Source organism: Dialister sp., from assembly GCF_036343215.1.
Lineage (GTDB): Bacteria > Bacillota > Negativicutes > Veillonellales > Dialisteraceae > Dialister.
The window spans coordinates 25,277-39,490 of sequence record NZ_JAZASU010000011.1 but is presented as its reverse complement, the minus strand read 5'-3'; the positions used below and the strand labels follow the sequence as shown (position 1 = coordinate 39,490).

Genomic DNA, 14,214 nt, shown 5'->3' with positions numbered 1-14,214 from the left:
ATGTCTCACGAGAAGCATACGCCCATTACGATTTCTGCTGCCGATTGATCAGTATGTCCCGGAATTCTGGGAACCCGGCTCTATCCTCCAGTCCTTCATTTCCAGGAGGACTTGTTTTCGTGCTCAAAAGCCGCTCATCACCATGTGATGGGCGGCTTTTTTTATTGTAAGTTATCAGTCAGCCGTTCTCAGTTCTCAGTGATTCCCAATCTTACAGACAAGCCGGATTTCCAATGGATTGAAAAGTTCACAAATTCATGAAAATGCAGCGTATTCATACAGACAGGATGACTAATAACTGAGAACTATGTTCTGATAACTTCTTAATTCAAATTTTTCATACGAAAGCCCCTGCATTCGCAGGGGCTTTTACTATGCCTGAAAGGCCCGGACTTTTCAGAATCAGCAGGTATGGCAGATTTCGTAGAGTCCTTTTTCTTTCAGCAGTTTGATCACGGTATCACCGATATCAGCTACGGTATTGGCTACAGGAATTCCTACGGCTTCAAGGGCTGCAATTTTTTCTGCTGCCGTCCCTTTGCCGCCGGTAATGATGGCGCCGGCATGGCCCATTCGTTTTCCTGGAGGTGCCTGACGGCCTGCGATGAAGGCGGCTACCGGTTTTCTCATGTTCTCATGAATCCATTTCGCTGCCTGTTCTTCCGCGTTGCCCCCGATTTCGCCAATCATGAGGACCGCTTCGGTATCTTCATCTTCATTATACAGTTTCAGTACGTCAATGAAATCGGTCCCTTTAATCGGGTCGCCGCCGATACCCAGGGCTCCGGTCTGTCCGATTCCTGCTTTGGTCAGCTGGAAAGTGGCTTCATAGGTCAAAGTCCCGGAGCGGGATACGACGCCTACATGGCCTTTTTTGAAAATCTGGGACGGAATGATGCCGATATTGCTTTCATCCACGCAGATGATGCCCGGGCAGTTCGGTCCGATAAGTCTTGTTTTCTTGCCTTCCATATAGCGATGTACACGGACCATTTCTTCTACCGGGATATGTTCCGTAATGCAGACGACCAGATCCATTTCTGCTTCTACAGCTTCCATAATGGCATCGGCTGCAAAAGCTGCAGGGACGAAAATAACGGAAGTTCTGGCTCCGGTTGCTTTGGCTGCGTCACTGACCGTATTGAATACGGGAACACCGCAGCAGATTTCTCCGGCTTTTCCGGGAGCTGTGCCGCCGACGATCCGGGTTCCGTCTTTCTGCATCTGTTCCGTATGGAAACGGGCAGCTTTACCGGTAATGCCCTGGACGATGACTTTTGTGCCTCTATGAATTAAGATACCCATATTTCCTCCTTATTTCTTGCCGGCGTTAACCAGGGCGATAACTTTCTTTGCGCCTTCATCCATATCGGATGCAGGGTAGAGATTTTCGATATTTGCTTTATCCAGGATTTCCCGGCCTTTTTCCACGTTTCTGCCTTCCAGACGGACAACGACGGGAATCGGGAATTTTTCTTCGCCGCCGGAAAGGAGGCTCGCCGCTTCTACGATGCCCGTTGCAATGACATCACAGCGATTGATGCCGCCGAAAATATTAATCAGAATGCCTTTGACCTGATTGTCTTCCAGCATGATATTGAAGGCAGCCACGATTTTTTCAGGAGTGGAGTCGCCGCCTACATCGAGGAAGTTCGCCGGTTCGCCGCCATTTTCCTTGATAATATCAACGGTTGCCATAGCCAGGCCTGCACCGTTAACCATGCAGGCTACATCGCCGCCCAGATTGACATAGTTGAGGCCTTCTGCTGCCGCTTTTCTTTCCTTGTCATCTTCTTCCGTAATATCGCGGAGTTCAAGGATTTCCGGATGACGGCTCATGGTGGAATCATCAAAATTGAGTTTTGCATCCAGGGCCACTACATCCCCTTCTTCCGTGAGAACCATGGGGTTCGTTTCCGCAAGGGAGCAGTCTTTATCGATAAATACTTTGTACAGATCCTGCATGAAGGCAGCTGCCTTGTTTACGGCCGGTCCTTCGAAATGAAGGTTGAAAGCCATGCGGCGGGCCTGGAAATCGGCAAGGCCGATGACGGGATCGATATATTCTTTAATGATTTTTTCCGGAGTCTTTGCCGCAATGTCTTCGATAGACATGCCGCCTGCTTCGGAACCCATCATGACAACACATTCTGCCTGACGGTCTACGACGAAGGAGAGGTAGTATTCTTTCTTGATATGGCAGCCCGCTTCAATATATACGCGGTTGACTTTTTTGCCCTGGGGACCGGTCTGGCGGGTCACCAGTTTGTGGCCCAGCATTTCTCTGGCATACTGACGGACTTCATCAATGGAATGAGCCAGTTTGACGCCTCCTGCTTCACCGCGTCCGCCCGCATGAATCTGTGCTTTTACGACCATCACCGGTGTACCCAGACGTTTGGCATTGGCCACGGCATCATTGACGGTAAAAGCCGGATACCCTTCCGGAACGTGGATACCGTAGGCCCTAAGGATTGCCTTTGCCTGATATTCATGAATGTTCATAAAAATCCTCCCTTCAAACAGAGAACCTTCCCGGTTCATGGATTGCTGTTTATTCTAATTATCATACCACGTGAAGGAAAAACAAAAAAGACCGACTGTCCGTTTCGGGCATACCTTGCATAAATAGTATAACATACCTTGATTTGTTTGAGAAAAAGGGATAATTGGAAATCGGGAAATACCTTTTCATGAAAAATTTCGGAGATGGCCGGAAAGGGTCCCGGATGGCCGGATTTTCTGTCCAATATCCAAAGCTTCCGGAAATCCCCGCAGGAAAAAGCCCCGCTTTCGCGGGGCTTTTTCCTGTGAAATTGTCTATACCAGGCGCATGCGCCATGGCTGCTTTATCCGAGGAATGCCATGGATTCTTTCCAGGCTTCTGCTTCTTTTTTCATCTCTGCGATGGCTTCTTCCCCGTGGGCCTGCTGGCGGGCCACGGATTTCGGTCCCGTGCCGCCATAACTTTCGCGGTTCTTCACGCAGTTTTCAATTTTAAGCGCTTCCAGGATGTCTTCTTCAAAAAGAGGAGACATTTCCTTCAGTTCTTCCATGGAAAGGTCAAGGAGCACTTTGTGATGGGTGATGCAGTAATGGACCGCATTCCCTACCACTGCATGGGCTTTCCGGAAGGGAAGTCCTTTCTTTGCCAGGTAGTCTGCCATATCAGTGGCATTGGAAAAATCGTGTTCCAGCACTTCTCTGGTATGGTCTCCATTGACCGTCATGGTATTGATCATGCCTGCATAAATATCAAGGGCAAAGTAGAGATTGTCGATGGCATCAAAAACCCCTTCCTTGTCTTCCTGCATATCCTTGTCATAAGCCAGGGGAAGTCCCTTCATGACGGTAAGAAGTCCCATGAGGTCTCCATAAATGCGGCCGGTTTTCCCACGAATCAGTTCACACATATCCGGATTTTTCTTCTGGGGCATGATGGAGCTTCCTGTGGAATAGCCGTCATCGAGTTCGATGAACTGGAATTCACTGGTGGACCAGTAAATGAATTCTTCCGAAAGTCTCGACAGATGCATGGCGCAGATGGCAGCAAAGGAAAGGAACTGAAGAAGGTAATCCCGGTCGGAAACGGCATCCAGGCTGTTTCCATAGATGTTTCCGAAATGAAGATCTTCCGCTTCTTCTTCCGGCGCCGTGGGATAGGTCGTCCCGGCGAGGGCACAGGCCCCAATGGGAGACATGTCCGTCATTTCATACGAGTCCATGAGGCGCTTGAAATCCCGCTCCAGCATGGCGAAATAGCAGAGCATATGATGAGCAAAGAGGACCGGCTGGGCCCGCTGCATATGGGTGTAGCCCGGAAGGATCACATCTTTGTATTTCTTTGAAGCATTCAAAAGTGCTTCTTCGAGGGCGATGAGCTTATCCGCGAGGCGCCCCATATTTCTCTTCATATACATATGAAGGTCCAGGGCACACTGGTCGTTCCGGCTCCGGGCGGTATGGAGCCTTGCCCCTGCGTCTCCGATGTCATCGGTGAGCCGCTTTTCCACATTCATGTGGATATCTTCGAGTTCTACGGAAAAATCAAATTTTCCTTCATCGATTTCCTTTTTGATTTTCTTAAGGCCCTGCGTGATTTTCTCACAGTCCTCAGCGGAAATAATTCCATGCCGCGCCAGCATGGCCGCATGGGCCATGGAGCCGGCAATATCTTCTTTATACATACGGCAGTCAAAGGAAATGGATGCGTTGAAGTCCAGGGCGTTTTTTTCTTCCGCTTTCGTGAACCGTCCGCCCCACATCATTTCGCTCATTTGCTGTTCTTCTCCTTCATCAGGGCCCGGATGGTGAGAGGCAAACCGAAGAGGTTGATAAATCCTTCTGCATCGGCCTGGTTATATACATCATCTTCGCCAAAGGTTACGAATTCTTCATTATACAGGGAGTACGGGCTCTCAGCACCGTGGGACATAATATTTCCTTTATAGAGACGGAGGGTCACTTTGCCGGTAACCGTTTCAGAAGTCTTTTCCGCAAAGGCCTGGAGTGCTTCTCTTAAGGGAGCGAACCACATGCCGTCATAAACGAGTTCGGAGTATTTGACCGCAGTCACCTGCTTGAAGTGGAAAGTAGCCCGGTCAAGGCAGAGTCTTTCCAGTTCGGTGTGGGCGTAGAAAAGAATGGAGCCGCAGGGATTTTCATAAACCCCTCTGGATTTCATGCCGACCAGTCTGTTTTCGACGAGATCATCGATACCGATCCCATTTCTGGCGCCGATTTCATTCAGCGTATTCACCAGTTCCACACCGTTCATCTTCTTGCCGTTGACAGCCGTCGGTACGCCTTTTTCAAATTCGATGGTCACCAGTTCATCCTTGTCCGGAGCATCCTGGGGATCGCAGGTGACGAGGTACATATCTTTGTGCGGCGCATTGGCCGGATTTTCCAGATCGTCCCCTTCGTGGGAAAGGTGCCACATGTTCCAGTCCATGGAATAGGGGTATTTCTGGGCTGCCTTTTCTTCGTCCGTCTGTTTTTCGTCGTATTTATCAATCGGTACGCCATGGGCTTCGGCGTAAGCCATTTCATCTTCTCTGGACTTCATATCCCAGATTCTCCAGGGAGCGATGATCTTCATATGCGGAGCCAGGGCCTTTACGGTCAGTTCAAAACGAACCTGGTCATTGCCTTTGCCTGTCGCGCCATGGCAGATGGCATCGGCACCGTATTTCTTTGCCATATCTACCAGGCATTTGCCGATCAGCGGACGGGCAAAAGAAGTGCCGAGAAGGTATTTCCCTTCATACTGGCCGTCAGCCTGAAGGACTTTGTAAGCGTACTGTTCGATAAATTCCTTCCGCACGTCCAGGGTTTCCGCGACAGATGCGCCGGAAGCGAGCGCTTTTTTATGAATGGCATCGAAGTCTTCGGGCTGCCCCAGGTTCACGGTGCAGGCAATGACTTCACAGCCATAATTTTCTTTCAGCCAGGGAATGATGACAGAAGTATCCAGACCGCCGGAATAAGCAAGAACTACTTTTTTAACATTTTTTACATCAGCCATAATAATGCCGCCTTTCTAAAGGAAATAGACAATTTCACAGCCCTTCACGGGGGCTTTCTCAAAACTGTGATAATTATACAGCTTTATGCATAATATTGCAAGCATATTTTTGAATGTTTCCATTTCTTGCATGAAATATACAAATGTATATTCAATTTATTTCGACAAAGTCTGATTTTTTCAGGTTTCATCGGCAGTAACGCATTATTCATTTTTATGCAGAATATGCAATATGCAGGAATAGATCGGTTCATAGCTAATGGTTAATGGTTAATGGTCAACAGCTAACGGCTAATGGCTAACTGCTAACGGCTAACGGCTAGTGCCTAATGATTTTCTGCCCGGTTCGGGCAAAAGTGATGAGGAAATAGTTTTCCCCTGCCTGTGTACATTCCCCATAAATACTTGTGCCGCATCAGCGGCACACCTTCACGGATCACGGACCACGACCCACGGATCACGATTAGAAAATGGTTCTTCCCCGCCTGTGTATATTCCCCATATATTCATGCCGCATCAGCGGCATACCTTCCCGCAATCCGAAATCCCCGATTCAAAAGTCATTACTCTTTCAGTTTCCTTTTCAATGGATCCCCCCTTACCTCCGTTTTCCTCTCTCTTTCAAGAGAAAAAAGAATCGGTTATAATATAGTTAATGTAATCAGTGCGTAAATATTTCCCAAGGAGGTCACTTTATGAGCATCGATCTGAAGAAAGCCCTGTCCGGGCCGAAGGTGGAAAATGCCCTGCTCACTGCGTCCGGTCTATGGAATACACCCCTTTCCCTCTGGGGTCTATCACTGGTAGATATCCCCGATGGGGCACAGATTCTGGATGTCGGCTGCAGCGGCGGGAAGAATCTGGAAAGACTGCTGAAAAAAGCGGCGGATTCCGAAGTCAGCGGCATCGATGAATCGTTCCGGGCAGTGGACCATGCATACCGGCTGAATGAGGAGGCTATCAAAGAGGGACGCTGCCATGTATATGAAGGGTCTGCCGATCTGCTTCCTTTCGGCAAAGAGAAATTCGATCTGGTCATCGTGGAAGATGCCTTCTTCTTCTGGAAGGAACCGGAGGCATGCCTTGCGGAAATTTCCCGGGTCCTGAAGCCGGAAGGGAAACTGCTGCTCCTCCTCTCCAAAGGCGGTCTTCCGCCTCTGGACAGGCTCTATGCGGCCCTGATTCCCGGTATGAACGGCTGCTCGGCTGAAGATATCAAAGATCTTCTGGAAGAGGCAGGTTTCCGAGATGTGGAAATGCTCTCCCGTTTCGGCGGTCTTGCGGTGACCTCGGTAAAACCGGTTTCCCTTGTCACCAGCGCAAAACGGAAGCTGAATCTTCCGGAAACTCTCCCCTATGGCAAAATGGCCGGTGCTGCTGCTCTTGGCTTTGCCGCCCTTGGTATCGCTTTGGCCATGTCACGGAAAAAGAGTTGATTCCCGCAGGAGCGGCAGAGCAGGAAATGTCTCTGTCTTTGCCTGTGATGGCATGAAGGCATCATTTTCCGACATCTGCCTCCTTCTATGCAAATGTCTTGCATATTTCTGTATTCTTGCCTGTGAAAACAGATTCTCATCAATTTTCCATTGGTGTATCATTGACTTTCCCTACGGAAACTCGTATAATTAAATACATTCTAGAACATATTTCATATGCTCTGGAACAGGTATCTCCAGGGCTCGGTTTATCTGCCCCATGAAGTACCGGGTCCTACCCTAATTTGAGCCGGAGTTCCCTACTCCGCTCAACCGGATCCCCATCCGGCCCGGGGCCCGGTCTTCTCCGCTGCTCTGAAGAAATGAAAGAGCGGGATCCCCCTAAATCCCGCTCTTTTCCTGTCTATCCGGTATCTTTTCCGCCATGGTAAACCATGATGTAAAAAGATACCTTTTTTATTTTGTTATCGAATATTTTTATAAACTTTTAAATTTAACTGTTTTAACAGTGAATCCTGTTTGACAGTGGGGACTATTGTCTTTTATAATATTTTTAAGTTAGGGGGCATAATAACGGGAATTTTGCAACAATATATACATTTTTGGATTAGGGGTAAAGTGAGGTATATATGGCAAAGTCAGAGAAAAGGGCAGTGCACATGCAGGGGGTCCGGGAAAGAATCCTTACCACAGCGGAGGAGCTCTTCCTTTCCCAGGGCTATAAAAATACGACCATCCGGCAGATTGTGCAGAAATCCGGTATCACCTCCGGCAGTATTTATAACATCTTTGAAGACAAAGAGCACTTATTTTCCGCCCTGGTAGATAAGTTTATGGACATCGTCCGCAGCGCTGTGAACAGGGAATTGAAGGATGAAGATGAAGTACATCGTTTCATCGCCCTGGTGTATGTGGAGTTATACTGCGCCGAAGCGAGCCCGGTAATCCGGGAAATGATGATGGCTTCTCATACATCTCCCATTCTCATGGAGGATATCATTGCACGTCATGAAAAAATTGCGCGGTCTGTATGGGATCTGAAGAAGCATGAAGATGATTTTTCTGCAGCTCTCCTTCTGGCAGAAGGAACTGTCACAGCGTACCTCATTTCTTTTGATTTCATCAGGAAGCAGGATCCGGCAGAGATCCGGCTGAAGATTTTGTCCGGTATTCTCCAGTCCTTTGCTTTCTCCGGGGCAGAAATAGGGAATCTGCTTCAGTTTATCGGGAAAAACAAGGAACTCTGGCAGAAAATCACAAAATCCATCTTGCCCCGCGCCTGAAAAATCCCCCGCTAATAATTGCAAATTGACGCCTGCTTTGGCAGGCGTTTTTTTATTGTCTTTAAAAACAAGGTATAAAACTATGATTATGAGGGCGGACTGAAGGCGGGAAGTTCTCAGTTATCAGTTATCAGTTCGCAGTGAAGGAAAATTTTTAGAAATAAAAAGCCGCGCCATCCAATTTGATGCGCGGCACAACCACTGAGAACTGCGAACTGTGAACTGATAACTATTTCCAAAACAGTTATCCATCCTTTTTTATAATCAGAAACTCAAATGTCCCTTATAAAGGAGTTCCTTTATGAAATTGGGAAGGACAAAGCAGCTTTTCTGGATGCCCTCATTGTAGTATTTCATGGGAGAAGGGGCATCTTTTCTTGCTTCCTGTGTCAAAGGATCATATTTCTTCGAAGCCATCATAAAGGAATGAAGGCAGGCGGGGTAAATGGGCACATGGGAGTAGTACATGCGAACAATGGGGAAAATGTCTCCCATGGCTTCAAAGACGTCATGCACTGTTTTCTGCTGGACAATGGGAGATTCTGTCTGCTGTACGATGAGTCCGTCTTCCCGCAGGGCCGCAAAAGCGCTTTTGTAGAAATCCCTGGTAAAAAGGCCTTCGCCCGGGCCGATGGGATCGGAGCAGTCAATAATGATGACATCATAGAAATCCTTCACATTTTTTGCAAAGGCAATCCCATCTCCCACATGAACATGAAGTTTTTCCGGCGGATCATTCAGCACTTTGGAAATGGTGGGGAAATATTCCTTTGAGAGTTCGATGACTCTTTCATCGATATCGCAGAGGTCTACCTGCCGTACACATTCATGGCGGCACACTTCTCTGGCTACTCCCCCGTCACCGCCTCCGATGATGAGCACCCTTTCCGGATGGGGATGAAGCATGAGGGGCACATGGGAAATCATTTCGTGATAGGTCCATTCATCTTTGACAGAAGTCTGGAAAACGCCGTCCAGGATGAGGATCCGGCCATACTGAAGGGTATCGGCAATCCGGATATGCTGGAAAGGGGTCTCTTCCTCATGAATCATTTTCGTGATTTTGAGGGTGAGTCCCAGATTTTCATTAGCCCATTCAGTGACATACTGCTTTTCTTCCATAGCTTTATTCCTTCGGGCTTTCGTTTCCTGCCACGGTTGCCCGGGCCTGATCAAACAGGTTGCCGGAATAGGGATCTTCTTCGGCCGGTGTTTCAGGATTTCCTTCCTGCGCTGTTTCACCGGATGGTTCGGCCTGCATAGTTCCATCTTCGACGGGCTGGGGAGCCTGAACAGCTTTGGCTGCTTCAATCATGGCAAGGGCAGATTTGCAGTTGGAAAGAAGCTTGGCGATATAAAGGTTCATATCTCCTTCTGTCTTCAGGAGATCTTCATTCATCCGGCGGCGGGCAGCTTCCGCATCAGCCACGATTTTATGGGCTTCTGTCTGGGCTTCCTTGATGGAAAGGTCTGCTTCCTGATGAGCCAGTTTTTTCAGGTTGTCTGCGGTTTCCTGGGCCATGATCAGGGTATTGGACATGGTGGATTCCATCTTTTCATAATTCCGGAGTTTCGTCCGGATGCCGTCCATTTCCTCTTCCATTTCCCGGTGTTCCCGGTAAATCTTCTCATAGTCCGTGGCGAGTTCCTCCAGGAATGCATTCACCTCATCCTGGGAATATCCGCGGATCTGGCGGGAAAAGGTCTTATTATGAATATCCATCGGTGTGATCATGTGGTTCTCCTTCATGTATAATGACTTGAAATCTAAAGAAATACGAAATACTGCAATAAGAAGTTAATAGTTGCATTCTCCTCAGGCGAGCGAAGAATCCTTTTGTCCCAAACGCCTGCCAGGAGGCGTCAGTGATTAGCCATTAACTATTATCCATTAACCTCAATGTACAGCTTTTACAAAGACAGTTCCCTCTCAGAAGAAAGTGATCTGACTTTTTACCATCAGCTATCAGCCATCAGCGATGCGCCGATCTGAAAACTAACTGCTAACGGCTAACCACTAACTGCTACTTATATCTGTTAATCAAAAGCCCGATCCTTCCCTTCCGGCTCATGCCGGTCTGTTCCACAATTTCTATGCGGCCCCGGCCACGGATACTGATGATGTCGCCTGCCTTCACTGCCTGGGAAGGACTTTTGGCCGGAACCCAGTTCACTTCTGTCCTTTCATCATCCACGGCCTGTACCATTCTGGACCGGGAAATACCAAATCCTGCGGCTCCTACGGCATCCAGGCGGAGAGATGCCACAGTCGCTCTCACTTCTTTGGCCGTCTGTTTTGGCGGCTGGATTTCTGAGAGCGGTATTTCTTCTACTTTTACGGGAACCATGGCCACTTTATGGAAATTATCGATAAGCCAGCCTGCCATGGTTTTGTCACAGACTACCTGGCAGCCGGACCCCTGCATGAGTATATCCCCCAGAATGGACCGGTCGATGCCAAGTCCCATAAGGCTCCCCAGCACATCCCGGTGTCCGATCAGACGGTATCTTCCGTCCCAGGTCACGGAAAGGAGGGAGACTCCATAATCAACGGGACCTTCATAATCGTTGCTTTTAAAGGAAATGCGGATCCGTTCCGCTTCATGGAAACCGCCGAAACTGCCGGCCGTCACCGTTTTCATATGAGCCGAAATGGTCTGCCCGATCTGGCGGGCATAGGGCGCCATGAAAGGACCTACCGCAAAAGGCCGTCCCCGTTCTACGGAATCGGCAAGATCCAGCAGGCGTATGGCCATTTCTTTGGCCTCATCGCCGCCGGCTGCAAAAAACTTAAGGATTTTTTCTTTATCTTTCATTCCATCCTCTTGAGCGATCAGAATCAATAAAAACAGTCACGGGAAAAGGAATTCATTTCTCCCTGACCCCATCTATATATGCGCACTTCATTTTCTGATGCGCGCCGCCATCATTTATCATTTTTCTCTATAAAACTCAAAATTAAAAATGATTATGAGAAGTCAGTTCTCACCAAAAACAACCCGCCGCCTGCAGAACTTTGATCTCCAGGCGGCGGTTATGCACTAAAATAAAATCCGCCAGCCGGGTTTTATTTCATTTATTTTTTTGCCATAGCGTCCGATTTATCCAGGCATGCTTTCACACCATCCATCAGGGCAGCCCGAAGGCCCCTCTGTTCCATGGCATAAATGCCGGCAATCGTCGTACCGCCGGGACTTGTCACCTGATCACGAAGTTCGGATGGATGTTTTCCTGTTTCCAGGACCATTTTTGCCGCTCCATACAGGGTCTGGGCAGCCGCCTCAATGGCAAGTTTTCTGGGCAGGCCAATCAGGACTCCCGCATCGGAAAGAGCATCAATCATGACAAAAGCATATCCCGGACCGGCGCCCGAAAGGGCACCCAGTTCGTCCAGCTGACGTTCTGTCACAATAGCTGCCCTGCCAAGAGCATTGAATATCTCAGCCGCTTCAGAAAGGAACTCTTCACCGGCCAGTTTTCCTGCCGCAATAGCAGCCATACCTTCCCCTACGGAAGCAGGCGTATTGGGCATACAGCGAATCACTTCCGTTCCTTCCGGAAGTGCGCTTTCCAGCGTTTCCAGAGTGACTGCTGCCGCAATGGAAAGTACACGGCGGGGTTTCCATTTTGAAATTTCTTTCAGCACACCGGGTACGATATTCGGTTTTACTGCCACAATGACCATATCCGCATCAGATGCCACGCTTCCATCCCGGGAAACATTGACACCATAGCGGGCTGCTTTTTCCTTCGAAGCTTCGAGGGAATGTTCTTTCAGATAGACTTCTTCCTTTTTCCAGAGTCCTTTGGAAAGGCAGCCGGAAAGAATGGCGCCTCCCATGGCTCCGCAGCCAATGAGCAGTATTTTTTTCATATTACGGTCCTTTCCAGGTAGGAATGCCCGATACAAAAGCCAGTCTGTCTTCATGAAGATCCACTGTATCCGGTACACAGATGAGGACATCTGCGCTTACGAGCATGACATCTCCATGACACATGCATACGGCACCGCTCATGAAATCCACAAAACGGCTGGCCACTTCATCATTTACATTCTCAGACAGAAGCACCATGACGGTTTTTCCTTTTTCCAATGCTTCCACAGCACGACGGGCATCGCCATAAGCGCCCGGAACCATAATGACTACTTCCTGGGGACGAATGCTCCTCGCCGGCAGCGCGCCTGCCCGGGGAATATTTCCATCCTCATAGGTTTCATCCTGTTCCTCATAGTCTCTTTCCTCTTCGGTCTCCTCAAACTGGCTTTTCAGCCACTGAAGACCGTTCGAAAAAGCGGACATTAAGCCTGTGGTGCCTCAGGTCCCTGAGGCTGAGCGTTCCACTGGGGAGCGGATGGAGCCTGCTCGGAGTAGGCTGCAAAATTTTCACGGGATACGCTCATATTATTTGGCGCGCAGAGATAAATGCTTTCAGAAATCTGGTCGATACGGCCGTCAAGAGCATACATGATGCCCTGTACGAAATCGACGATGCGCTGTGCTTCATCGGCATCGGTCTTTTCCATATTCATGACCACCGGACGCATAGCTTTCAGATGATCGCCGATTTTTTCAGCATCCGCATAGGTCTTCGGATTCACAACGACCATGGTATAGGGTTTTGCAGCCTGGCGGGGAGCAGCACTTCTGGCAACAGGTCTTCCCGGATTTACGGCTGCCGGACGGGGTGGAACGGGAGCAGCCGGATTTGTGGCTTCTTCTTCCTCTTCCAATTCTTCTTCGTCTTCTCTTTCGTCATCGTCGCGGTCGACAAACTGATCTTTAAATTTATCAAGTAAGCTCATGCTAATCCTCCTAGTGATACTGCCTTGGCCCGAAAATCGCGGTACCAATCCGCACCATATTGGCGCCCTCTTCAATTGCTATTTCAAAATCATGGGTCATGCCCATTGATAATATTGAAATCTGTCCCTTTGGAAATTTTTCTTTCAGCGTTTCAAAGAGCCCGTGTCCTTTTCTGAATACGGGGCGTGTTAATTCCACGTCTTCGTATTCCGGAGCCATGCACATAAGCCCCACCACCCGGATATGGGAGAGATTGCCGGCTTTTTCAGCCGCCTCTTCCAGAGAATCCGGTGTAAGACCGGTCTTTGATTCTTCTCCGGAAATATTGAATTCCAGGAGCACATCCTGTACCTTGCCGATTTCTCCCGCCCTTTTATCGATTTCTTCCATAATGGAAAGGGAATCGACAGACTGGATGAGATCCGCCATGGCTACTGCTTTTTTGACTTTGTTTTTCTGTAAATGGCCCTGCAGATTCCATCTGACCGGAAGTGTAAGGGCCTTGAATTTTCCTTCCATTTCCTGGACCCGGTTTTCCCCGACCTCGGTAACGCCCAGATGAATGACTTCTTCCATATCCGAAAGGGGATGAAATTTCGTCACTGCTACCAGCGTGACTTCCTGGCCATAGGGAGACCGCTTTTCCGCGGCCCGAATCCGGTCCATTACATGGGCTAACCTTGTCCCGATTTCTGACATAGCCCCGCCTTCTTTACCATTTTTTCGTATATCTGCCTCATGATTTATTGCGGGATATACCTAATAAGTATTATACATCATAAAGGGTTTTACATTCCAGTAAAAAAGTGCATTTTTGTTTGAATCCCGTCGTAAAAAAATAACCCGGTCAATTTTAAAATTTCTGCGTATGGCAGGAAATCTGCCCTCATTCTCCCTGCCCCAAAATAAAATAGTCCTTCCCCGGCCAGACGCGAATCAGGAACATCATCTCATTTAAAAATATTTCTGATTCATAAGAAATAAAATTTTTCTCCCATACAAAAATAGCGTCCCGAAAGGGTGTGCCGCCTTCACGGACCACGGACCACGATCTACGGTTCACGATCATCTCTTTGTGAGATATCCCTTCCTCTCCCAACCCCATACAAAAATAGCGCCCCGAAAGGGACGCCACCTTCACGGACCACGGATCACGGTCCACG

The 14,214-nt window shown here is 48.6% G+C and carries 14 protein-coding genes; 2 read left to right on the top strand and 12 right to left on the bottom strand.

What is annotated here, in order from left to right; translation table 11 throughout:
• Positions 1-402: 402 nt before the first annotated feature.
• The 4 genes from sucD to VZT47_RS04220 form a co-directional block, all read right to left on the bottom strand.
• Positions 403-1,305, bottom strand: coding sequence for a succinate--CoA ligase subunit alpha (sucD, locus tag VZT47_RS04235; RefSeq protein WP_330223731.1), 903 nt, complete (start codon positions 1,303-1,305; stop codon positions 403-405).
• Positions 1,306-1,314: 9 nt separating this feature from the next.
• Complete coding sequence (gene sucC / locus VZT47_RS04230; protein WP_330223730.1) at positions 1,315-2,505, bottom strand: ADP-forming succinate--CoA ligase subunit beta; 1,191 nt, start codon at positions 2,503-2,505, stop codon at positions 1,315-1,317.
• 344 nt (positions 2,506-2,849) lie between these two features.
• A complete protein-coding gene (gene argH, locus VZT47_RS04225; protein ID WP_330223729.1) occupies positions 2,850-4,277 on the bottom strand; it encodes an argininosuccinate lyase in 1,428 nt (475 codons plus the stop codon).
• On the bottom strand, positions 4,274-5,527 hold the full coding sequence (locus VZT47_RS04220) for an argininosuccinate synthase (RefSeq protein ID WP_330223728.1): 1,254 nt from the start codon (positions 5,525-5,527) through the stop codon (positions 4,274-4,276). Before VZT47_RS04220 ends, argH begins: the two co-directional genes overlap by 4 nt.
• A 695-nt stretch (positions 5,528-6,222) precedes the next feature.
• Here VZT47_RS04220 and VZT47_RS04215 point away from each other — a divergent pair.
• Both VZT47_RS04215 and VZT47_RS04210 read left to right on the top strand, forming a co-directional pair.
• On the top strand, positions 6,223-6,963 hold the full coding sequence (locus tag VZT47_RS04215; protein ID WP_330223727.1) for a class I SAM-dependent methyltransferase: 741 nt from the start codon (positions 6,223-6,225) through the stop codon (positions 6,961-6,963).
• A 629-nt stretch (positions 6,964-7,592) separates the two neighbouring features.
• On the top strand, positions 7,593-8,246 hold the full coding sequence (locus tag VZT47_RS04210; protein WP_330223726.1) for a TetR/AcrR family transcriptional regulator: 654 nt from the start codon (positions 7,593-7,595) through the stop codon (positions 8,244-8,246).
• Between the two features lie 264 nt (positions 8,247-8,510).
• Here VZT47_RS04210 and speE read toward each other — a convergent pair whose 3' ends face one another.
• The 8 genes from speE to VZT47_RS04170 form a co-directional block, all read right to left on the bottom strand.
• A complete protein-coding gene (gene speE / locus VZT47_RS04205) occupies positions 8,511-9,368 on the bottom strand; it encodes a polyamine aminopropyltransferase (protein WP_330223725.1) in 858 nt (285 codons plus the stop codon).
• Between the two features lie 4 nt (positions 9,369-9,372).
• Positions 9,373-9,981 (bottom strand): DivIVA domain-containing protein, encoded by a 609-nt coding sequence (locus tag VZT47_RS04200; protein WP_330223724.1) that lies wholly within the window; start codon positions 9,979-9,981, stop codon positions 9,373-9,375.
• Positions 9,982-10,270: 289 nt separating this feature from the next.
• Positions 10,271-11,062, bottom strand: coding sequence for a YlmH family RNA-binding protein (locus VZT47_RS04195; protein WP_330223723.1), 792 nt, complete (start codon positions 11,060-11,062; stop codon positions 10,271-10,273).
• A 260-nt stretch (positions 11,063-11,322) separates the two neighbouring features.
• Positions 11,323-12,120, bottom strand: a complete 798-nt coding sequence (gene proC, locus VZT47_RS04190) for a pyrroline-5-carboxylate reductase (RefSeq protein ID WP_330223722.1) — start codon at positions 12,118-12,120, stop codon at positions 11,323-11,325.
• Position 12,121: 1 nt separating this feature from the next.
• Complete coding sequence (locus VZT47_RS04185; protein WP_330223721.1) at positions 12,122-12,547, bottom strand: cell division protein SepF; 426 nt, start codon at positions 12,545-12,547, stop codon at positions 12,122-12,124.
• The gene (locus tag VZT47_RS04180; protein WP_330223720.1) at positions 12,547-13,050 is read right to left on the bottom strand and encodes a cell division protein SepF; all 504 of its coding nucleotides are present in this window, start codon (positions 13,048-13,050) and stop codon (positions 12,547-12,549) included. The genes VZT47_RS04185 and VZT47_RS04180 overlap by 1 nt, the downstream gene beginning before the upstream one ends.
• Before the next feature lie 10 nt (positions 13,051-13,060).
• The gene (locus VZT47_RS04175; RefSeq protein WP_330223719.1) at positions 13,061-13,750 is read right to left on the bottom strand and encodes a YggS family pyridoxal phosphate-dependent enzyme; all 690 of its coding nucleotides are present in this window, start codon (positions 13,748-13,750) and stop codon (positions 13,061-13,063) included.
• 187 nt (positions 13,751-13,937) lie between these two features.
• Positions 13,938-14,213 (bottom strand): hypothetical protein, encoded by a 276-nt coding sequence (locus VZT47_RS04170; RefSeq protein WP_330223718.1) that lies wholly within the window; start codon positions 14,211-14,213, stop codon positions 13,938-13,940.
• Between the last annotated feature and the right edge of the window lies 1 nt (position 14,214).